This window comes from Lentzea sp. NPDC003310, assembly GCF_040610935.1.
GTDB lineage: Bacteria > Actinomycetota > Actinomycetes > Mycobacteriales > Pseudonocardiaceae > Lentzea.
On record NZ_JBEXNC010000019.1, the window covers coordinates 103,106 to 123,619 of the forward strand.

Consider the following 20,514-nt stretch of genomic DNA (forward strand, 5'->3'; position numbering starts at 1 on the left):
TTGACGGGCCAGATGGAACGACCAGCGCTGATGCGTCATTTGAGGGACGCAGGTCACCCTGACTTCACGAATTGGTTCTGAACCGTTACGGTCCTTTCATGGCGCGGTCGATGCATGTGCGACGTCCGGCAACGTTGGCCTCTCTGGCCGCTGAGCTGGGCGTTTCCCGGACAACGGTGTCCAACGCGTACAACCGGCCCGACCAGCTCTCTCCCGAGCTGCGTCGGCGGGTGTTGGACACGGCCCGAAGGCTGGGTTATCCCGGCCCGGATCCTGTGGCGCGCTCGTTGCGCACGCGCAAGGCCGGGGCGGTGGGCCTGCTGCTCACCGAGAACCTGTCGTACGCGTTCCGCGACCCGGCGGCCATCGGGTTCCTCGAAGGTCTCGCGCTGGCGTGCGAGGACGCGGGAACCGGTCTGCTGCTGGTGCCCGCGAACCCCGAACGCGAGGACGTCGCGTCCGTCCACCGCGCCGGCGTCGACGGCTTCGTCGTCTACTCGGTGCCGGACGACGACCCGCACCTCGCCGCCGTGCTGGAGCGTCCCGTCCCGACCGTCGTCTGCGACCAGCCGGACCTCGGCACCGTGGACCGCGTCGGCATCGACGACCGCGGCGCGATGTACGAGCTCGCGAAGCACCTCATCGGCCTGGGCCACCGCCGCATCGGCGTCGTCTGCATGCGCCTGGCGCGCGACCGCAACGACGGCTTCGTGACGCCGGACCGCCAGCACGCCGCGCACTTCCACGTGCAGCGCAACCGCCTGTCGGGCCTCGCCGAGGCGTTCAGCGAGGCGGGCGTCGACTGGTCGCAGGTGCCCGTGGTCGAGCGCTTCGACCACAACATGGCCTCCGGCGCGTCCGGTGCCGCCCAGGTCCTCGACCGCGACCCGCAGGTCACCGCCCTGATCTGCACCTCAGACGTGCTGGCCCTGGGTGCCATGACCGAGGCCGCCCGCCGCGGCCTGCGCGTGCCGCACGACATCACCGTGACCGGCTTCGACGGCATCCGCGCCGGCGAGGAGGCCGGGCTCACGACGGTGCGCCAGCCGGTGCTCGAGAAGGGCCGGGCGGCGGGCAAGCTGCTGCTCGACGCGAACGAGCGCTCGCGGCCGCGGTCGGTGAACCTCGCGACCGAGCTGATCATCGGCAAGACGTCGGGGGCGCCGCGCGGCGGTGCCGAGGAGCGCTGGTTCGGTCCGTGAGAAGTGCTGCGACCGCCGGTCGCAGCACTCAGCCTTCGAGCCTGAACACCACGGGTGAGCTGGCCTTCCCGGCCAGCTTCGCCACCAGCAGGTAGTCGCCGGCGCCCACGCGCGTGTGGGCGCCGCACCCCGCCTGCGAGGTCGAGCCCGCCCACTTCGTGCCGTAGTTGAAGAGCTCCTTCGGCTGCATCACGCGGGTCTCGGTGCCCACCGCCGAGAGGCAGTGGTTGCTCGACCACAGCACCGTCGCGCCGTCCGCGGTGAGCACCGTGAGCTCGCGGTGCTGGCGCCCGATGTCCTTGATGCACGGCACCGGCCCGTTGTTGGCGATGTCCATCGACAGTTCGGGCTGGTCACCGACGGTGTAGAACGGCTTGTTGGCCTTCGCCACGATCCCGATCACGTCGTCCGGGCACGGCTGCGGCGGCCCGGGAGGCGGGGGCGGGGGCGCTGCCTCGGTCGGTGAGGGCGGCGGGGTCGTGGAGGACGACGACGCGGCCGCGGGGCTCTCCGACATGCTCGACGGAGGGTTCGAGGCGGACGCCGCGGCCGCGTTCGTGGGCTGGGCGGTCTCGGCGTCGGAGCCGAACATGCCGACGATCCAGATCACCAGCAGCAGTGTGACCAGCGCGGCCCCGATCGCGGCGAGGCGGCGGCGCCAGTACACCGTGGACGGCAGCGGACCTGTGGGCTCGATCACGGCCCGAACGTAACGCCGAGTGGTCTGATCCAGGCGTAGGCGAGCGTCGCTCGATCCGGTGAACGTGATATTGACCGGAAACCCCTTGTGAACGTGCGCTAACTCCGGTTCCAATCGACGTGGGGTCCGCCGGTAGGCCATGGAGGTGTGTCACATGACCGCGATCGACGAACTGATCAAGCGGAACTACGAGCTCGGGAACGTGGTTCCCGGAGACCGCTCGTCCGCGAAGCCGTCCCTGCAGGTGGCGATTCTGACCTGCATGGACTCGCGCATCCGCGTGTTCGAGATCTTCGGTCTGAAGCAGGGTGAGGCGCACGTGCTGCGCAACGCGGGAGGGGTCGTCACCGACGACGCCATCCGGTCGCTCGCCCTGAGCCAGCGCAAGCTCGGGACCCGTGAGGTCCTGCTCGTCCACCACACGAACTGCGGTCTCGAGATGGTGACCGAGGACGACTTCAAGGACGAGCTGGAGGCCGACACCGGCCTGCGCCCGACCTGGGCCGTCGAGGCGTTCAAGGTCGTGGAGCAGAGCGTGCGCGGGTCGATGGCGCGGCTGCGGCGCAGCCCGTTCATCCCGCACACCGACAAGATCCGCGGGTTCGTCTACGACGTGCACACCGGTGAGCTCCGCGAGGTCGACGCGGCGGAGTCCGCGGCTGCCTGAGTCCGTGCGTTGCGAGGGCCCCCTTCGGGGGGCCTTTTCGTTGCGCGACAATGGCGGGCGATGAATCACGAGTTGCTGCTGGGCTGGTGGGACACCGCAGCCCGCGACCTTCCGTGGCGCCGTCCCGACTGCACCGCCTGGGGCGTGCTGATCAGCGAGATCATGCTGCAGCAGACGCCGGTGTCGCGCGTCGAACCGATCTGGCACGAGTGGCTGGCGAAGTGGCCCGTGCCGTCCGCGATGGCGGCCGCGCCGCAGGGTGAAGTGCTGCGCATGTGGGGCAAGCTCGGCTATCCCCGCCGTGCGCTGCGTCTGCACGAGGCCGCCACGGCCATCGCACGCGACCACGGCGACGTGGTGCCGTCCGACGTGGAGACGCTGGAATCGCTGCCCGGCATCGGGAGCTACACGGCCCGTGCGGTGGCCACGTTCGCGTACGGGCAGAAGTGCGCCGTCGTCGACACGAACGTCCGTCGCGTCGTAGCGCGCGCTGTGCACGGTGCCGGGGACGCGGGTCCACCGTCGACCAAGCGCGACCTCCGCGACGTCGAGGCGATCCTGCCCGAGGACCAGCACGACGCGGCGGTGTTCTCGGCGGCGTTGATGGAGCTCGGCGCGTTGATCTGCACGGCCAAGAACCAGAAGTGCGCCGACTGCCCGCTGTTCGCCGAGTGCGCCTGGCAGCTGGCCGGGCGGCCCGCCTACGCGGGGCCGGAGAAGAAGGTGCAGAAGTTCGCCGGCACCGACCGGCAGGTGCGCGGCAAGCTGCTGGACGTGCTGCGGGGTGCGCCGGGGCCGGTGCCGAAGCTCCAGCTCGACATCGTGTGGAACGACGTCACGCAGCGCGAGAAGTGCCTGGTCTCGCTGCTCGACGACGGCCTGGTCGAGCTGACCCGGGACGGCCTGTTCGCGCTGCCGGGCGAGCACTGATGACTCGTTGGATTGTTGAGCAATCCAACGAGAGGATCGTTCCACAATCCAACAGGGGGACAAGCTGATGCACGCGCTGGTGGCGTTCTTCGACGACGAGGCGGACAAGCGCGTCCGTGCACTCCAGGCGCGCGTCGGCGCGACGTACAAGTACCCGCCGCACCTCACGTACGCCGTGGCGACCACGATCGGCCCGAAGGTTCGCAAGGAGCTGCGCGAGGACCTCGAACGCCTCTGGCTGCCGGACCTCTACCTGCACTCGCTCAGCACCTTCTCCACCTCCGAGAACGTGCTGATGCTCGCGGCCGTCGTCGACACCGAGCTGCTGGCGGTGCACTCGGCGATCCACGACGTGCTGGCGAGCAAGGTGAAGAACCCAAGCGCCTACTACCTGCCGGGCAACTGGGTCCCGCACTGCACGATCGCCCACGACATCGACGACGAGGCGATGAAGGCCGCGTTCGCCGCCGTCTTCCCGGTCGAGCCGATCCGCGCGAAGGTCCGCGAGGTGTCGATCGTCGACACTCAGACCGGCGAGATCGACGTGCTCAAGAAGGCCTCCACGGCACCGCGGTAGACCCACGGCGCGCTGTCGTGCACGACGTGACCGGCCTCCTCGACGTAGAGGTGCTGGCCTCGCGACCGTGCGGCCGCTTCTGCCATCTGCCCTGGTAGCTGGCCACCCTTGCCCGCCTCGATCACGAGCGATGGGCACCGCACGGCGTCGATGAACTCCCAGTACGCCCGCGTGCCCCAGTGACCCGCGATCTCGTACAGGTCGTCCATCTCGGCGATCAGGTGCCAGCCGTCCTCGCGTTCCTCGAAGTACTCGGCGAACAGCGCCGAGCCGAAGTACGACCGGACGTGACCGAGCGACTGGAACGGCACCGGCCACGCGTCGAAGAGCCACTTCCACTCGTCGACCGTGCGGCCCCGGTTGTCCGGGGCGAAGTCCTCGACCACAATCGCGCGCACCAGGTCCGGACGGGTCGCCGCGAGACACCACGCGTGCAGCCCGCCCATGGAGTGCCCGATCACCACGGCGGGCCCGAGCCCGAGCTCCTCGATCGCCGCCGCGGCGTCGGCGACGAAGTCCTCGGTGCGGAACGGTCCCCGCCGCGGGTTCCTGCCGTGCCCGCGCTGGTCGATCCCGGCCACGCGCCCGAACGGCGTGAGCCACTGCGCGACCGGCCACCAGGCGGTGGCCCTGCTCATCAGGCCGTGCAGGAGCAGCACGCCCTGACCCGTTCCGCCGAACTCGACCACCGACACAGGGATGATTAACGCATGAAGGCCCGCCCGTACCTGATCGCCCTCGTGTTGATCGTGCTCGTCGCAGGTCTGCTCGTCGTCTTCAGAACGCCGAGCAACGACCCGGCCCAGCAGGCGCGGGAGACGTCACCGGAGGCCGCGGTGGAGGCCGGGGCGGGCGCGGGCGACGCGTACTACCCGACGGACGGCAACAGCGGCTACGACGTGACGCTCTACGACCTGGCGATCACCTACGACCCGGGCACCAGGAAGCTCGACGGCGTCGCCACGATCACCGCGACGGCCGCTGCCGACCTCTCCCGGTTCAACCTCGACCTCGAAGGTCTGAAGGTGAGCGAGGTGGAGGTCGGCGGCCAGCCCGCGAAGTTCGCGCAGGAGGGCGACCACGAGCTGGTCATCACCCCGTCCGCGCCGCTCGCCTCGGGCAGGCCGTTCACGACCGTCGTCACCTACGGCGGCGAGCCCACGACGATCGACGACGCCTCGCTGGGTCGCAGCGGCTGGCAGATCTCGTCCACCGGCGGTGCCTTCGCCGCAGGTCAGCCGCACTCCGCGACGACGTGGTTCCCGGCCAACGACACCCCGCGCGACAAGGCGGCGCTGAAGGTCGCGGCCCGCGTCCCGGACGGCTGGACGGCCATCTCGAACGGCCTGGAGGGCGAGGTGAAGCGAGACGGCGGCTGGACCACGTTCACCTGGAACGAGGAGACCCCGCTCGCGACCTACCTGGCCACCGTCGCCATCGACAAGTTCGAGGTCGTCCGCTCGACGCTGCCAAATGGCACCCCGGTGGTCGACGCCTACGCCCCCGGCACGTCCGCCGCGAAGAAGCCGATCCAGTCGCAGGGCCCGGAGGTCCTCGCGTACCTGGAGACGAAGTTCGGCCCGTACCCGCAGCGCGCGGCGGGCAGCATCTGGGTGGCGGACCAGATCGGGTTCTCGCTGGAGACGCAGACACGGCCGATCTACGCCGCGTGGGCCGACCTCGAGACCGTGGTGCACGAGAACGCCCATCAGTGGTTCGGCGACTCGGTGTCGATCGAGAACTGGGCGGACATCTGCCTGAACGAGTGCCTCGCGTCCTACGCGCAGTGGCTGTGGCTGGAGCACGAGGGCACCGACCTCGACCAGCGCTACCGCGACCAGGTCGAGCAACGGCGCGAGCGGTCGTCGTTCTGGGCGCCGAAGCTCTACGACATGGGGCGCGGCAACGAGTTCCGCGGCGTCTACGACAAGGGCCTGCTGGGCATGCACGCGCTGCGCAAGCAGGTGGGCGACGACGTGTTCTTCAAGGCGCTGCAGTCGTGGCTCGTGCAGCACCGCGACGGCAACGCGTCGTGGCCCGAGTTCGAGGAGCACTTCAAGAAGGCGTCGGGGCAGCCGCTGGACCCGTTCTTCAAGGCGTGGTTCCGCGACTCGGGCATTCCGGAAGATCAGTACCTGCTGCCTGTCGGAGTGCGCCGCTAGAGTCGGTGTCATGGCAGTCGTGAAGATCAACGCGATCAAGGTCCCCGAGGGCAACGGCCCCGAGCTCGAGAAGCGGTTCGCCGCCCGCCTCGGCGCGGTCGACAACCAGCCCGGCTTCCTCGGCTTCGAGCTCCTGCGCCCGGTCTCCGGCGACGACCGCTACTTCGTCGTCACGCACTGGGAGACGCACGAGGACTTCGTGGCGTGGCGCGACGGCCAGGCCGGTGCGGCCGCGCACGCCGGTGAGCGCGCGAAGCCCGTGGCGTCCGGTGCCGACCTGCTGGAGTTCGAGGTCGTGCTGGGCAGCAAGCCCAAGCAGTGACCGAGCCCGACTACGACAGAGCCGCCGAGCTGATCGCCGGCGCGGACGCCGTGCTCGTCTGCGCCGGGGCCGGCATCGGGGTCGACTCGGGGCTGCCGGACTTCCGCGGCACGGAGGGTTTCTGGCGGGCCTACCCGCCGTACGAGCGGCTCGGGCTGAAGTTCGAGGAGATCGCCGACCCGGTGCACTTCGCGGACGACCCCGCGCTGGCGTGGGGCTTCTACGGCCACCGGCTGCACCTGTACCGCGACACCGTGCCGCACGACGGGTTCGCCGTGCTGCGGTCGTGGGGTGCGCGCGTGTTCACGTCCAACGTGGACGGGCAGTTCCAGAAGGCGGGCTTCGCGGACGTCGCCGAGGTCCACGGGTCGATCCACCACGTCCAGTGCGTGGAGCCGTGCACCGACGAGATCTGGGAGTGCTCGTTCGACGTCGCCGTCGACCCGGAGTCGATGCGGGCGGTGGGCGAACTGCCGTCGTGCCCGAACTGCGGTGGCCTGGCGCGGCCCAACATCCTGATGTTCGGCGACTGGGGCTGGGTGCCGCACCGCAGCCAGCGGCAGCTCGACGAGCTGAACGAGTGGCGGCGCGCGCAGCGGAACCTGGTGGTCGTCGAGATCGGCGCCGGCACCGCCGTGCCGACCGTGCGGCGTCAGGCCGAGCTGGCGAGCGCGGCGTCCGGCGCGCTGATCCGCATCAACGTGCGCGAACCGGCGATCCGGCACGGCCGGGGCGTCTCGCTGCCCGTGGGAGCGCTGGAGGCCCTCACGGCCCTGGCACGACGAACTGCGTGACGACGGCCCGGTGGTCGCTGCCGGGCACGTCGAACACGTCCACCGTGTCCACCAGGATCTTCGAGTCCACCAGCACGTGGTCGATGGTGACCGGCGGCGGCCAGAACCCGCTGCGCGCGGGCCAGGTGTGGATGAGCCCCTTGCCCACCTGGTCGGCCGCGTCCACGTAGCCCTTGTTGAGCAGCCGGGTCATGCCGACGTGGTCGAGGGTCGCGTTGAAGTCGCCCGCGAGCACGCGGATCGCACCGGTCGAGTCGGGCGCGGGCAGCCCGGCGAGCTCGCGCTGCCACGCCTCGGGCCCCGCGGTGACCACGGGCGGCAACGGGTGCACCGAGACGACCTCGATGTCGCGTCCCGGCAGGTCGACGAGCGCGCCGGCCTGCTGCAACGTGCCGGGCGGCGTGAGGTTCCGCCGCGAGAGCGGGAACCGGGACGCGATGCCGCTGCCGGACCCGCCCGGTTCGTCGAGGAACACCCGGTTGGGCAGCACCTGGTTCAGCCCAGCCCGGTCGAGGTCGCCCACCATCTGCGGCGTCAGCTCCTGCATGGCCAGCACGTCGATCCGGCGCTTGCGGACCTCCTGCACGATGAACTCGGCGTCCGCGATGCCGACGAGCAGGTTCGAGGTCATCAACCGGACCTGCTGCCCCACCCCGTTCGCCCGCGCGTCGGGAAACGCCCGCGGCGCGACGTTCGCGACCAGCACGACTCCAACGAGCGTCATCGTCAGCCCGACGACCCACCGCTTGCGGAACAGCGCGAACAGCCCGACGAGCAACCCGGCGACGGTGATGTACGGGGTCAGCGAGGTCGCGGCGATCATGTACCGCGTCCCGTCGATGCCGAGCAGCCTGACCAGCGCCGCCGTGACGAACGCCAGCGCGCACAGGACCAGCAGGAACGTGGCGAACCCGTTGCGGGACGGCTTCACCTCGGTGGTGACCACGTCGTGCAGTGTCGCCGAACGCTCGTCAGTCTTCGGTGTGGTGTCCACTATCGGAGGACGGCCGAACGCCCACCTCCGTTGCCCGCCGAAAATTGTCGGACCTCGCCGCCACACTGTTCCCAACCGACCTCAGGGGGCCTCAGTGGGTGCGAAGGACTGGATGCTCTTCTACGCGTCCGACGACGTCAGCAAGGTGCTGCGCTCGTCGCCGCAGATCGACCGCGAGGCCACGAAGGCCCTAGTGGAACGCCTCTACCCGTCCCACGACCTGACCCCGGGCGAGGACGTCACGCTGTACGACGGCAATCCGCCGCAGGGCACGGTCCACGCCGCGGTGTTCGACGGCCTCTCGATCGTCTGCACCTGGGAGGCGGCGGGCGACTCGTACGAGGACTTACCGGCCCGCTTCATCACCGAAGCCGCGGGCCGCACCCTGTACCTGCACGCGATGCACAGCGTCGTCGACTTCTTCTCGTACGCCATCTGGGAGCCGGACGGCACGCTGCGCCGCGCGTACAGCCTCTCCCCGGACAGCGGCGTGATCGCCGACGTAGGCACTCCCCTGCCGTTCGAGGAGAGGTACCGCGCCGGCGATCCCGAGTTCCTGGCATCGCTCGAGGGAGACGAGTACCCGTTCCGCTTCCACCCGCTCGACCTGGCGGAGGCCGCGCTGCGCGACCTGTTCGGCTTCACCTACGAGGGCGTCTACGAGGACGACGACCCGGAGTTGGAGGAGGTGGTGCTGGCGGCCTACTCCGTCACGCCCCGCTGAGCCGCAGGCGGCGGGCGCAGGGCTCAAGCGGCGGGCGCAGGCGGTGAGCGCAGGCCTCAGGCGGGTGGTGCCGGCGGCCCACCCCGTCACGCCGCACTGAACCTCAAGCGGTGGCAGCGGGCGGTGAGCGGTGAACACAAGCCTCAGGCGGTGGTGCTGGCGGCCCACCCCCGTCACACCACGCTGAACCTCAAGCGGTGGCAGCGGGCGGTTGGGGTGGGCACAAGCCTCAGGCGGTGGTGCTGGCGGCCCACCCCGTCACTCCACGCTAAGCCTCAGGCGGTGGGCGCGGGCCTGCTCGGCTGCGCCCCCGGCACCCGTTCGAGCACGCCGATGACCGCGTCGACCGCCGGCAGCACCGTCTTCGGGTCGATCGCCCCCACCGCCACGGTGTAGGCGATGCCCGCCTCGACCGTGAGGGTCCGCAGGTTGCCCATCCGCGACTCCCCCTGCAGCCGCTCGACGACGGCGGGGGTGAGCAGTGCGGCCGCGCGGTGCGGATCGGCGGTGGCCGCCAGGTACAGCTGGTCCAGGCCTAGGGGCAGCCTCAGCTCGTGCCACTGCGGCTGCGGCCCGGAGGCTGCGGTCTGCGGCGCCTCGGCCACCCACCTCCGTGCGCCGCTGCCTCCTCCCCAGCTGCTCAGGACGAGCTTGAGCGGCGGCAGGGCGGTGGTCGCCACCTCGATCCGGTGCTCGGTGTGGGTGACCACCTTGTCCTGGGTGGACGCGCTGTTCAGCTCGATCGACGCCTCGGTCACCCGGACCCGCCAGCCGTGCCGCTCGAAGTCGAGGGCGTGGTCGAACCGCGCCTCCGACGCCCGGTGCAGCCAGCCGATCACGTCCCCGTACTCCTCGGCGAACGGACGACGCAGGTCAGCGGACCAGGCGGGTGCCTGCGCGAGCGTTCCGCCGAGGCCCGCCACGAACTTCGCCAGCTCGGCCGCGTGGTCGAGAGCCTGCTTGCGGTCCGCGCGCGCCCTGAGCCAGAAGATCAGCGCGAACAGCGCCACCAGGATCAGCACCAGCAGTCCCAGCTTGAGCTTCCACGGTTCCATGTCGTCCGTTCCCCCGGTGGATCAGATGTCGAGGTAGCCCTCGATGCGCTGCTTCGAGTAGTCGGAGCCGGTCTGGTCGTACGAGTTGGCCTTATCCGTCATGCCCGTGTTGCGCAGGCCCTTCTCGTGCGTCGGGTTGACCTGCGCCAGCGCCTCGTTGCCGGCGGCGTCCACCATCGACCTGCCGAAGCCCTGTTGCACGCGCTCGCCGATCATGCCGTCCTTGCTGTTCAGACGGGTGAGCGGATTGGCCTTGAGCTTCTGCAGCTTGCTCAGGCCCTGCAGCTGCACGTCGGCCGCGTGGCTCGCGACCTTCTTGTCCGCCATGGACTTCTGGAACGCGGTGCGCACGTTCTTGAGGCGGCTGGCCAGGTTGCGCAGGAACTGCATGATCTTCTGCAGGAACTGGCGCAGCTTCGCGACGATGCGGGACACGCGCCCCGCCGTCGACGCCACGCGGACACCGGTGGCGGCGCCGGCCGCGGCGGTCGAGGCCCCGAAGCTCGGGACCGCGGCGGCCAGTGCCGGGATCCAGATCATGATCAGCCAGGTGATCAGCTCGGTGAGGATGGCCTTGATGATGTCCTCGATGATCGTCATGATCATGGACGAGATCATCAGCATCTCGGCGAGCTCGCCCGCCTGACCGGCGACGCCGTCGATGCCGTTCGCGAACTCGCCCAGCTTGGTGCTGGCGACCTCGGCGGTCTGCCCTCCCCAGGACTGCACGGAGCTCGACAGGTCCTGGTCGAACGTCTCCCGCAGCTTGCCGATGCCCTCGGCGATCGCGCCGTAGTTCTCGCCCGCCTGGCTGAGCGCGGGCCCGTCACCGCTGACGAAGTGGATCGCGTCCTCGAGCGGCTGGACGACGCTGATCAGGAAGTTCAGCCCCTGACCGACGAGCCAGCCGATCGGGTCGAGCGCGATGCCCTGGGCGGCGGTGCCGACCGCGCTGATCAGCGCGCTGCCCTCGGAGGCCAGCGCGGCGCTGCCTCCGGTCTCCCCGCTCTTGCCCAGCGCCTCCTTGGTCTTGAGGTAGCTGCCGTAGAACGGTGCGGCCTCCGCCGCCTTCTGCCCGGTGGTCTTCTCACCGACGGTGATCTTGACGCCGCCGGCCTCGAACTCCTCTTCCGCCATGCCGGCGCCCTACTTCCCGCTGAAGTCGATGTCGACGCCGCTGAAGATCGCCTTCAGCGCGTCCTCCTGGTCCTGGTATCCCTGCGCGGTACCGCGGAACTTCTCGCCGGCGGAGTGCAGACCGTTCTGGAGCTCCGTCATCAGCTCCTTGAGGTCGCCGAGCATCTGGTCGTACTCGTCCTTCACGAAGAGCCCGACGATCCCCCAGGACTTCTGCCCCACGTCCGCCTTGTCCACCAGGCCCGCGATCTGCCCCGCCGTGCTCTTGTGCCCGTCGAGCTTGCCCGCGAACGTCCGGAGCTCCTCGGCGTCGACTTCGAAGCCGCTCATCGTCCGTCCTCGTCGTCGTAGAGGTTCAGGTAACCGCCACCCTGCTTCGGCGGCGCGGGAGGCGGCGGCTGCGAGGACCGCGACTGCCACGAGTCACCGCGGAGCACGTTCTGGTCGCCGAAGTCCTCGATCGGCTCCGGCGCCTGCCTGCGCGGCGGAGGCTGCTGCCGGTCCGGCGGCACGGGCGGCGCCGGGCGAACCGGCGCTCCCTGCGGCGCGGGCGGAGGCGGAGGCGGCGTCGGAGGTCGTTGCGGCGCAGGAGCCTGCGCCTCCTCCTCGGTCACCCGCCGGAGGTCCTCTTTGGACATCCCGAAGAGCTGGGCCTGCGTTTCCAGGACCTGGTCCTTGAGGTGCATCTCGTCGCCCAGCGCGCCCTCGACGATCCCCGCCTGCCGGCGTGCCGCCTCCGCGACCGCCTTCTGCAGCGTGGACATCAGCTCGGCGGCCAGCGCGTGCGGCGGGCGCCGCATGGCCTGGTCGGTGAGCCGGATGTCCTTGATCGAACCGGAGGGTCCGGCGACGACGGTGACCGCCCGGTCGGACGACGTGGCCACCGCCTCCAGTTCGACCAGTTGCTGCTGCATCTCGCCGATGTTGGCGAACTGCTGGTCAACACGTTTCATCTGGGACTGGAACCGCTCGAACTGGGCTACTAGCTGGTCGAACTCAGCCGACACCGCAGGGGCCTTCCTTTCCTTCAGGTCACCGTGACCAGAGATTCTCGACGCGAATTCCCGATGCCGTGGCGAAACGGTCAAATCAACATGGCCTTGTGATCCGACGGAGGAGGAGAGGGGCGGGTTCCGCGGCGGCACGGTGTCGTTGTCTTCGACACGTTGTCGGGCCCCCGAGGCCGAGAAGACGACAGCGGCCCCCAGGCCGGAGCCTGGGGGCCGCTGTCACGCACTGCCTAGATCACTCGGTCTCGTTCGCCGGAGCGTCCTGCTGCTCGGGGGCGGCGGAGGCGGTGAGGTCGACCGGCGGGGCGTCCGGCACGCGGTTCGGCTTGGCCTCGCCGCGGAACACGAACTTCGCCTTGTCGTGCTGGTCGGACTCGCCGTCCCAGCCCTCGACGTCGGTGATGATGATCTGGCCCGGCTGGATCTCGCCGAACAGGATCTTCTCCGACAGCGTGTCCTCGATCTCGCGCTGGATCGTGCGGCGCAGCGGGCGGGCGCCCAGCACCGGGTCGAAGCCGCGCTTGGCCAGCAGGGCCTTGGCCCTGTCGGTCAGCTCGAGGGCCATGTCCTTGTTCTTCAGCTGCGTCTCGACGCGGGCGATCATCAGGTCCACCATCTTGATGATCTCGTCCTGAGTCAGCTGGTGGAAGACGATGATGTCGTCGATGCGGTTGAGGAACTCGGGGCGGAAGTGCTTCTTCAGCTCGTCGTTGACCTTGTTCTTCATGCGCTCGTAGTTGGACGCGCTGTCCTGACCCGAGGTGAAGCCGAGGCCGACGGCCTTGCTGATGTCCGACGTGCCCAGGTTGGACGTGAAGATGATGACGGTGTTCTTGAAGTCCACCGTCCGGCCCTGACCGTCGGTCAGGCGGCCGTCCTCCAGCACCTGGAGCAGCGTGTTGTAGACCTCGTTGTGCGCCTTCTCGATCTCGTCGAAGAGCACGACGGAGAACGGCTTGCGGCGCACCTTCTCGGTGAGCTGGCCGCCCTCTTCGTAGCCGACGTAGCCGGGAGGGGCACCGAAGAGCCGCGACGCCGTGTAGCGGTCGTGGAACTCGCCCATGTCGATCTGGATGAGCGCGTCGTCCTCGCCGAACAGGAAGTTCGCGAGCGCCTTCGAGAGCTCGGTCTTACCGACACCGGACGGGCCGGCGAAGATGAACGAGCCGGAGGGGCGCTTCGGGTCCTTCAGGCCGGCGCGGGTGCGGCGGATCGCCTGCGACACGGCCTTGACCGCGTCGACCTGGCCGATGATCCGCTTGTGCAGCTCGTCCTCCATGCGGAGCAGACGCGAGGTCTCCTCCTCGGTGAGCTTGAACACCGGGATGCCGGTCCAGTTGGCGAGGACCTCGGCGATCTGCTCGTCGTCGACCTCCGCGACGACGTCCAGGTCACCGTCCTTCCACTGCTTCTCCCGCTCGGCCTTCTGGCCCAGGAGCTGCTTCTCCGCGTCACGCAGCTTCGCCGCGCGCTCGAAGTCCTGCGCGTCGATCGCGGACTCCTTGTCGCGACGGACGTCGGCGATCTTCTCGTCGAACTCGCGCAGGTCCGGCGGCGCGGTCATCCGGCGGATGCGCATCCGCGCACCGGCCTCGTCGATGAGGTCGATCGCCTTGTCCGGCAGGAACCGGTCGTTGATGTACCGGTCCGCGAGCGTGGCGGCGGCGACCAGCGCGGAGTCGGTGATCGAGACGCGGTGGTGCGCCTCGTACCGGTCGCGCAGGCCCTTGAGGATCTCGATGGTGTGCTCGAGCGACGGCTCGCCCACCTGGATCGGCTGGAAGCGGCGCTCCAGCGCGGGGTCCTTCTCGACGTGCTTGCGGTACTCGTCGAGCGTGGTGGCACCGATCGTCTGCAGCTCACCGCGAGCCAGCATCGGCTTGAGGATCGACGCGGCGTCGATCGCGCCCTCGGCGGCACCCGCACCGACGAGCGTGTGGATCTCGTCGATGAACAGGATGATGTCGCCGCGCGTGCGGATCTCCTTGAGGACCTTCTTCAGGCGCTCTTCGAAGTCACCGCGGTAGCGCGAGCCCGCGACCAGCGAGCCGAGGTCGAGCGTGTAGAGCTGCTTGTCCTTGAGCGTCTCGGGCACCTCGCCCTTGACGACCATCTGCGCGAGACCCTCGACGACGGCGGTCTTGCCGACGCCGGGCTCGCCGATGAGGACCGGGTTGTTCTTGGTGCGGCGGGACAGCACCTGCATGACCCGCTCGATCTCCTTGGTGCGCCCGATGACCGGGTCGAGCTTGCCTTCACGGGCCGAGGCCGTGAGGTTGCGCCCGAACTGGTCCAGCACCAGGGACGAGGACGGCGTGCCCTCGCCGCGACCGGTCGACTCCGACGCGCCCTTCTCCGTCGAGTAACCGGACAGCAGCTGCAGCACCTGCTGCCGCACCCTGTTGAGGTCGGCCCCGAGCTTCACGAGGACCTGGGCGGCGACGCCCTCGCCCTCGCGGATCAGGCCGAGCAGGATGTGCTCGGTGCCGATGTAGTTGTGGCCGAGCTGAAGCGCCTCGCGCAGCGAGAGCTCCAGGACCTTCTTCGCACGTGGGGTGAAGGGGATGTGTCCGCTGGGGGCCTGCTGGCCCTGGCCGATGATCTCCTCGACCTGCTGGCGGACGCCTTCCAGCGCAATCCCCAACGACTCGAGCGCCTTGGCGGCGACACCTTCACCCTCGTGGATCAGACCCAGGAGGATGTGCTCGGTGCCGATGTAGTTGTGGTTGAGCATCCGTGCCTCTTCTTGGGCAAGGACAACCACCCGCCTCGCGCGGTCGGTGAACCTTTCGAACATTCGCACTCCCTGACTGCTGCGTCGGCGGTCCTCGGCTCCACCGATCTACCCTGGTGAGCGCGGCACCGTGGCTCCACTGTAGTGGGCGGTACCGAGGCCTGTGGTTCCCATCAGCGGCAAGCCGCGTCCGGTGAACGGTGACATCTGCATCAACGCAGGTCGGGAGCAACGGATTCCACAGATCGGGCGATGTCCGCTGAACGCGAACAAGCGACCGTTGAGCGATACTCCTGTGATCGGGACCACCTGGACAGGCGGGAAACAGGAGATCTTGGGTAAGGTTAGGCAAGCCTCATCCGCATGATTGGACTTGCGCGTTGACCGTACCTGCGAGGGTCTCACAGCAGAACCCGCGTGCGCTCACGCCGTTGGCCGAATCCATCGCCCGTCTGGAGACCGGTACCGAGATCGTCTTCGGCACCCCCTCCGCCGACTGGACGATCTGCTCGGACCTCCTGGCGGAGCCGTCGCGGTTCGACCTGTGGCGCAAGGACCTAGCGGAGTGGATGGTCGAGCAGTATGGCGAGTCCGACGACCGCGCCACCGCCGGCTACGTGATGGGCTGGTACCTCCACCAGCCCGGCTACCTGGCAGGCCTGCTGTTCCACACGGCCCGCCGAGTCCCAACACTCAGGCCGCAGGACATGGCCTTCCGCATCGCCACGGAGGGCCGCCCGCACCCGGACGGCCTGGCCCTGATGTGCGACGAGTTCGCGTGCCTCCCGGACGACCCGGCCTCGAACCACCCGGCCGCCACCGTGGTGGCCGACGAGGCAGCCCTGGCCGCAGTCCTCCGAGCCCGCTACGCAGCCCACGCAGCCCAGTTCGTCGCCTCGTTCGGCCAGGTGGTCCGCTTCGGCCGCCGCCAACTCTGGGCAGCAGCGACCGACATGCTGGAGTACGGCCCCTGGGCAGCGGGCCGCCTGTTCGGCGACGAGAACGCGGGCGTGACCGACGCGGCGATGATCCTGCCGGAGAAGCTGGAACCGTTCGTGGCCGCTTCTTCCCTGCACTTCACGGCAGAGGGCTGGAAGCGCAAGCGAAACTCCTGCTGCTTCCACTACGTCCTACCGGACGCGGAGCCGTGCACAGCATGCCCCCGCACCTGCAACAACAACTGACCCGGACACAGCCACCCCGTCCCGCCTCACAGCGAAGCCGAAGGCGAGCAGTCTCTTCCCAAGACCTAAGGGCGGTGGGGTCCCATCACGAGTCGCGCCATAGCTCTTGCTGCACGTGAAGAGGGGTGTCAACTCGACGAAAAGCGTGTCGAGTTGACACCCCTCTTCACGTGCAGCAAGTGCTATGGCGCGACTCGTGATGGGACCCCACCGCCCAAGCCGTTTGCTCAGGACTGCTCGCCTTCGGCTTCGCTGTGGGGCGGGGCAGGCGTGGGTGCGGGTGTGGTGTCAGTGCTGCAGTGGGAAGCCGCCGCCGATGCCTCGCCAGGCCAGGTTCGAGATCAGCGCCACCGCGTCTTCCTTCGGGACGCGGCGGTTGTCCGCCAGCCACGACCGCGCGGTCACTTGCGAGAGGCCCACCAGGCCCACGGCCAGCAGGCGGGCTCGTTCCTCGTCCAGGCCCGCGTCCGCGGTGATGGTCTCGGTGATCGCGTCCACGGAGTCGGTGGTGGCTCGTTCCACGGCTGACTGGACTGCCGGTTCCGAGCGCAGGTCGGACTCGAAGACCATGCGGAAGGCCTGGCCCTCGCCGTCCACGAAGTCGTAGAACGCGGCCACTGCCGCGCGGACTCGCAGTTTGTTGTCCGTGGTGGAGCCGATGGCGGTGCGGACCCGGCCGACGAGCTCGTCCACATGGGACTCGAGGAGTGCCATGTAGAGCTCTAGTTTGCCGGGGAAGTGCTGGTACAGCACCGGTTTGGACACGCCCGCGCGTTCGGCGATCTCGTCCATCGCCGCGGCGTGGTAGCCGTTGGCGACGAACACGTCCTGAGCCGCCGCCAGCAGTTGCGCGCGGCGGGCGGTGCGCGGCAGTCGAACGCCCCTGCCTGCGGGTGCGCTCTGCGCCGTCTCCGTCATGGTGCCTCCAGCACGAGTGGTGCGCCGTCGGAAAGGGGTTGCCGCTCCGAGGCTGAGCGCAACCTTACTCGCTGGTAGCCCACATGCGGGAACCATCTGCGGCCGATTTCCCGCATCCTGGTCCGGTGAGCACGTTCATCCCCGCCCCGTTGTCCACCGCCGAGCTGCCGCCGCTGGACACCTCCCAGACGCCGTGGCCCGGCGAGTTTTGCCAGGTCGACGGCCACGAGGTGCATGTCAGGGTGACGCCGGGGGACGGGCCGACGGCGGTTTATGTCCACGGTCTTGGCGGGTCTGCGACGAACTGGACAGATCTCGCCGCCCAGCTCCGCGAGCACGTCTCCGGCTACTCGATCGACCTGCCCGGGTTCGGCCGGTCGGAGCCGATTCCCGGTTACGACTTCAGCCTCGCCACGCACGCGCGCACGGTCATCAAGTACCTGGAGACGTTCTCCGAGCCGGTGCACCTGTTCGGCAACTCCATGGGTGGCGCGATCTCCGTCATCGTCGCCGCGAGCAGGCCCGACCTCGTGAGAACGCTCACACTGGTCTCGCCGGCGGTGCCGGACCTGCGGCCGCGCCTCGACCGGATGTCCGACCCGCGGATGGCGCTCGCCGTCCTGCCGGTCATCGGGTCCAGGGTCCGCCGCGAGCTCGCGAAGATCACCGCGCACGAGCGCACCCGGCAGATGCTCGCGCTCTGCTTCGCCGACCCCGGCGTGGTGCCGGACAACCGCATCGAGGAGTCGATCAAGGAGAACGAGGAGCGCGCCCGTCAGAAGTGGGCGGGTCAGGCGCTCAACCGCAGCACGTTCGGCCTGATGCAGAGCTGGTTCACGCCCGGCCCGAAGTCGCTGTGGCGGCTGTTGCCGCTGGTCAAGGCGCCGACGCTGGTGCTGTGGGGGGAGAACGACCGGCTGGTCAGCGTGCGGAAGGGGCCCAGGACGGCGAAGCTGCTGCCCCAGGGACGACTGCTGGTGCTCCCCAAGACCGGTCACGTCGCCCAGATGGAGCGGCCCGCCACCGTGGCGAGGGCCGTGCTGGGCATGTGGGAGGCGGTCGACCAGCACGCATGGTGACGAACAACGGCCGTACGGGGGATGTGGGACCCTGGACGACGTGAATCGCGCCCCCGAGCGAGGACGTAGTGTTCCGCCCTCCGACCGCTACCGCCGCGGCGAGCGGCGGACCAGCGCGGAACCGCTCGCGGCCGCCTGGGAACCGGACGCCACCCAGGCGATGAGGCGGCCCCGCAAGAAGCGCGGGGTGAAGAAGCTCGTCGCCAACTACGGGTGGCGGATCTACGCGATCCCCGTCCTGCTCGTGCTGACGGCCCTCGTGGTGCTCGACACCGTCCAGCCCAAGGCCCCCGCCACCGGCGAGACCGGCACGAACAACGCCGCCGAGACGCCGGTGAGCACGCCCGAGGCCCCCGCGTCCGAGGTGCCCGGCAAGAAGCCGGTCCTGAACATCCCGACCGCCGAGCTGCCGGGCGGCCCCGCCTTCTCGGAGGACGGCGTCGGCACCTTCAAAGCGATCCCCGGCAGCGGCCAGCGCATCGGTGACGCGGGCGCGCAGAAGTTCCGCAAGTACGCGATCGCCATCGAGGACGGCGTGAAGCCCGCCGACTACAACGACGACGCGGCCGCGTTCGCGCGCACGGTCGACGGGATCCTGGCCGACCCGCGCAGCTGGATCGGCACGAAGCAGGTCGCGCTGCAGCGCGTCGAGGCGAACCAGAACCCGGACTTCACCGTGACGCTCACCACGACGAAGACCACGCACACGCTCTGCGGCAAGGACATCCCGTTCGAGACGTCCTGCTACAACCCCCTGCAGAAGCGCGTGATCATCAACGTCGCCCGCTGGATCCGCGGCGCCATGGTCTACGGCAGTGACCTGGCCGGATACCGCACCTACGTGATCAACCACGAGGTCGGGCACGCCCTGGGCAGCGGCCACGCGGCCTGCGCCGAGTCCGGTGCGCCCGCGCCCGTGATGATGCAGCAGACGTTCGGCGTCTCGAACGACTTCGTCTCGCAGCTCAACGCCGGCCAGGACGTCGTGCCCGCCGACGGCAAGGTCTGCACGCCGAACGCGTTTCCCGCAGGCTGAGACAGCTTTTCAACGGGGAAGACCCGAGGCAGGGTAGACGTTGTCTCGGACACGGAGACATTCGTCGAGGAGGACCAGCATGGCGCTTCCGCCGCTCGTTGAGCCAGCCGCGGAGCTGACCAAGGAAGAAGTCGCGCGCTACAGCCGGCACCTGATCATCCCGGACGTCGGGGTGGACGGGCAGAAGCGCCTGAAGAACGCGAAGGTGCTCGTCGTCGGCGCGGGCGGCCTCGGCAGCCCGGCACTGCTGTACCTGGCCGCGGCCGGGGTCGGCACGCTCGGCGTCGTCGACTTCGACGTCGTGGACGAGTCGAACCTGCAGCGCCAGGTGATCCACGGCCAGTCCGACGTCGGCCGCCCCAAGGCGGAGTCGGCGCGCGACTCGGTCGCCGAGATCAACCCGTTCGTCAAGGTCGTCCTGCACCAGACGCACCTCAACTCCGAGAACGCGCTGGAGATCTTCCGCGACTACGACCTGATCCTCGACGGCACCGACAACTTCGCCACCAGGTACCTGGTGAACGACGCCGCGGTGCTGCTGGGCAAGCCGTACGTGTGGGGTTCGATCTTCCGGTTCGAGGGCCAGGTCAGCGTCTTCTGGGAGGACGCCCCGAACGGCCAGGGCCTCAACTACCGCGACCTCTACCCGGAGCCGCCGCCTCCCGGCATGGTCCCGTCGTGCGCCGAGGGCGGCGTGCTGGGCGTGCTGTGCGCGTCGATCGGCTCGATCATGGTCACCGAGGCGATCAAGCTGCTCACGGGCATCGGCGACCCGCTGCTGGGCCGTCTGATGGTCTACGACGCGCTGGAGATGACCTACCGGACGATCAAGATCCGCAAGGACCCGGAGTCGCCGAAGATCACCGAGCTGATCGACTACGAGGCGTTCTGCGGGGTCGTGTCCACGGACGCGCAGCAGGCCGCCGCGGGCAACACGATCACGCCGCTCGAGCTCAAGCACAAGCAGGAGTCCGGCGAGGACTTCCTGCTGGTGGACGTTCGTGAGCCGCACGAGTACGAGATCGTCAAGATCCCGGGCTCGGTGCTGATCCCGAAGGACAAGATCCTCTCGGGCGAGGCGTTCTCGGAGCTGCCGCAGGACAAGCCGCTGGTGCTGCACTGCAAGTCCGGTGCGCGCTCGGCGGAGGCGCTGGCGGCGCTGCACAAGGCGGGCTTCAAGGACGCCGTGCACGTCGGTGGCGGCGTGCTGGCGTGGGCCCGCGAGGTGGACCCGAGCCTGCCGACGTACTAGTGGTGCGAGTTCGTGCCGGTCGTCCGGTCAACCGTTC

At 69.4% G+C, this 20,514-nt stretch carries 21 protein-coding genes; 12 read left to right on the forward strand and 9 right to left on the reverse strand.

All coding sequences use genetic code 11. The features are described from left to right. Positions 1–98: 98 nt before the first annotated feature. The gene (locus ABZX02_RS34330; RefSeq protein WP_355304588.1) at positions 99–1,202 is read left to right on the forward strand and encodes a LacI family DNA-binding transcriptional regulator; all 1,104 of its coding nucleotides are present in this window, start codon (positions 99–101) and stop codon (positions 1,200–1,202) included. Positions 1,203–1,230: 28 nt separating this feature from the next. Here ABZX02_RS34330 and ABZX02_RS34335 read toward each other — a convergent pair whose 3' ends face one another. After that, entirely contained in the window at positions 1,231–1,902 is a 672-nt protein-coding gene (locus tag ABZX02_RS34335) for a hypothetical protein (RefSeq protein ID WP_355304590.1), read from the reverse strand. A 154-nt stretch (positions 1,903–2,056) separates the two neighbouring features. Between ABZX02_RS34335 and ABZX02_RS34340 the strand changes: the two genes are divergently transcribed. The 3 genes from ABZX02_RS34340 (at position 2,057) to ABZX02_RS34350 (ending at position 4,076) form a co-directional block, all read left to right on the forward strand. Further along, positions 2,057–2,569: a carbonic anhydrase gene (locus ABZX02_RS34340; protein WP_355304592.1), complete on the forward strand. Its 513-nt coding sequence runs from the start codon at positions 2,057–2,059 to the stop codon at positions 2,567–2,569. 60 nt (positions 2,570–2,629) lie between these two features. Next, on the forward strand, positions 2,630–3,499 hold the full coding sequence (locus ABZX02_RS34345; RefSeq protein ID WP_355304594.1) for an A/G-specific adenine glycosylase: 870 nt from the start codon (positions 2,630–2,632) through the stop codon (positions 3,497–3,499). Positions 3,500–3,566: 67 nt separating this feature from the next. Then, on the forward strand, positions 3,567–4,076 hold the full coding sequence (locus tag ABZX02_RS34350; RefSeq protein ID WP_355304595.1) for a 2'-5' RNA ligase family protein: 510 nt from the start codon (positions 3,567–3,569) through the stop codon (positions 4,074–4,076). Here ABZX02_RS34350 and ABZX02_RS34355 read toward each other — a convergent pair. Beyond that, entirely contained in the window at positions 4,025–4,771 is a 747-nt protein-coding gene (locus ABZX02_RS34355) for an alpha/beta hydrolase (protein WP_355304597.1), read from the reverse strand. The genes ABZX02_RS34350 and ABZX02_RS34355 overlap by 52 nt on opposite strands. 15 nt (positions 4,772–4,786) lie before the next feature. Here ABZX02_RS34355 and ABZX02_RS34360 point away from each other — a divergent pair, with 15 nt between their 5' ends. From ABZX02_RS34360 to ABZX02_RS34370, 3 genes are read left to right on the forward strand one after another with little or no spacing between them, the layout of a single operon-like run. After that, positions 4,787–6,238: a M1 family metallopeptidase gene (locus ABZX02_RS34360; protein WP_355304599.1), complete on the forward strand. Its 1,452-nt coding sequence runs from the start codon at positions 4,787–4,789 to the stop codon at positions 6,236–6,238. Positions 6,239–6,248: 10 nt separating this feature from the next. Then, positions 6,249–6,560: an antibiotic biosynthesis monooxygenase gene (locus ABZX02_RS34365; RefSeq protein WP_266041879.1), complete on the forward strand. Its 312-nt coding sequence runs from the start codon at positions 6,249–6,251 to the stop codon at positions 6,558–6,560. Then, complete coding sequence (locus tag ABZX02_RS34370) at positions 6,557–7,354, forward strand: Sir2 family NAD-dependent protein deacetylase (protein WP_355304601.1); 798 nt, start codon at positions 6,557–6,559, stop codon at positions 7,352–7,354. The genes ABZX02_RS34365 and ABZX02_RS34370 overlap by 4 nt, the downstream gene beginning before the upstream one ends. Here ABZX02_RS34370 and ABZX02_RS34375 read toward each other — a convergent pair. Next, complete coding sequence (locus ABZX02_RS34375) at positions 7,326–8,300, reverse strand: endonuclease/exonuclease/phosphatase family protein (protein WP_355304603.1); 975 nt, start codon at positions 8,298–8,300, stop codon at positions 7,326–7,328. The two genes, ABZX02_RS34370 and ABZX02_RS34375, sit on opposite strands and share 29 nt — an antisense overlap. Positions 8,301–8,442: 142 nt before the next feature. Between ABZX02_RS34375 and ABZX02_RS34380 the strand changes: the two genes are divergently transcribed. Beyond that, on the forward strand, positions 8,443–9,072 hold the full coding sequence (locus tag ABZX02_RS34380; protein ID WP_355304605.1) for a hypothetical protein: 630 nt from the start codon (positions 8,443–8,445) through the stop codon (positions 9,070–9,072). 275 nt (positions 9,073–9,347) lie between these two features. Here ABZX02_RS34380 and ABZX02_RS34385 read toward each other — a convergent pair whose 3' ends face one another. From ABZX02_RS34385 to ABZX02_RS34405, 5 genes are all read right to left on the reverse strand, one after another. Beyond that, the gene (locus tag ABZX02_RS34385) at positions 9,348–10,127 is read right to left on the reverse strand and encodes a hypothetical protein (protein WP_355304607.1); all 780 of its coding nucleotides are present in this window, start codon (positions 10,125–10,127) and stop codon (positions 9,348–9,350) included. Positions 10,128–10,148: 21 nt separating this feature from the next. Continuing rightward, positions 10,149–11,264, reverse strand: a complete 1,116-nt coding sequence (locus ABZX02_RS34390) for a hypothetical protein (RefSeq protein WP_355304609.1) — start codon at positions 11,262–11,264, stop codon at positions 10,149–10,151. Between the two features lie 9 nt (positions 11,265–11,273). Next, the gene (locus ABZX02_RS34395; RefSeq protein ID WP_355304611.1) at positions 11,274–11,594 is read right to left on the reverse strand and encodes a type VII secretion target; all 321 of its coding nucleotides are present in this window, start codon (positions 11,592–11,594) and stop codon (positions 11,274–11,276) included. Next, complete coding sequence (locus tag ABZX02_RS34400) at positions 11,591–12,271, reverse strand: YbaB/EbfC family nucleoid-associated protein (protein ID WP_355304613.1); 681 nt, start codon at positions 12,269–12,271, stop codon at positions 11,591–11,593. Before ABZX02_RS34400 ends, ABZX02_RS34395 begins: the two co-directional genes overlap by 4 nt. Before the next feature lie 238 nt (positions 12,272–12,509). Next, entirely contained in the window at positions 12,510–15,071 is a 2,562-nt protein-coding gene (locus ABZX02_RS34405; protein WP_355304615.1) for an ATP-dependent Clp protease ATP-binding subunit, read from the reverse strand. A 368-nt stretch (positions 15,072–15,439) separates the two neighbouring features. Here ABZX02_RS34405 and ABZX02_RS34410 point away from each other — a divergent pair, with 368 nt between their 5' ends. Next, a complete protein-coding gene (locus ABZX02_RS34410) occupies positions 15,440–16,192 on the forward strand; it encodes a (2Fe-2S)-binding protein (protein WP_355304617.1) in 753 nt (250 codons plus the stop codon). A gap of 288 nt (positions 16,193–16,480) precedes the next feature. Here ABZX02_RS34410 and ABZX02_RS34415 read toward each other — a convergent pair whose 3' ends face one another. Next, entirely contained in the window at positions 16,481–17,110 is a 630-nt protein-coding gene (locus tag ABZX02_RS34415) for a TetR/AcrR family transcriptional regulator (protein ID WP_355304619.1), read from the reverse strand. A 125-nt stretch (positions 17,111–17,235) separates the two neighbouring features. On the opposite strand from ABZX02_RS34415, the gene ABZX02_RS34420 reads away from it, so the two are divergent. The 3 genes from ABZX02_RS34420 (at position 17,236) to moeZ (ending at position 20,477) form a co-directional block, all read left to right on the forward strand. Next, a complete protein-coding gene (locus ABZX02_RS34420) occupies positions 17,236–18,189 on the forward strand; it encodes an alpha/beta fold hydrolase (protein WP_355304621.1) in 954 nt (317 codons plus the stop codon). 40 nt (positions 18,190–18,229) lie between these two features. Beyond that, positions 18,230–19,225 carry a DUF3152 domain-containing protein gene (locus tag ABZX02_RS34425; protein WP_355304623.1) on the forward strand — a complete coding sequence of 332 codons (996 nt, stop codon included), beginning with the start codon at positions 18,230–18,232 and terminating at the stop codon, positions 19,223–19,225. A 79-nt stretch (positions 19,226–19,304) separates the two neighbouring features. Beyond that, a complete protein-coding gene (moeZ, locus tag ABZX02_RS34430; RefSeq protein ID WP_355304625.1) occupies positions 19,305–20,477 on the forward strand; it encodes an adenylyltransferase/sulfurtransferase MoeZ in 1,173 nt (390 codons plus the stop codon). Positions 20,478–20,514 lie beyond the last annotated feature (37 nt).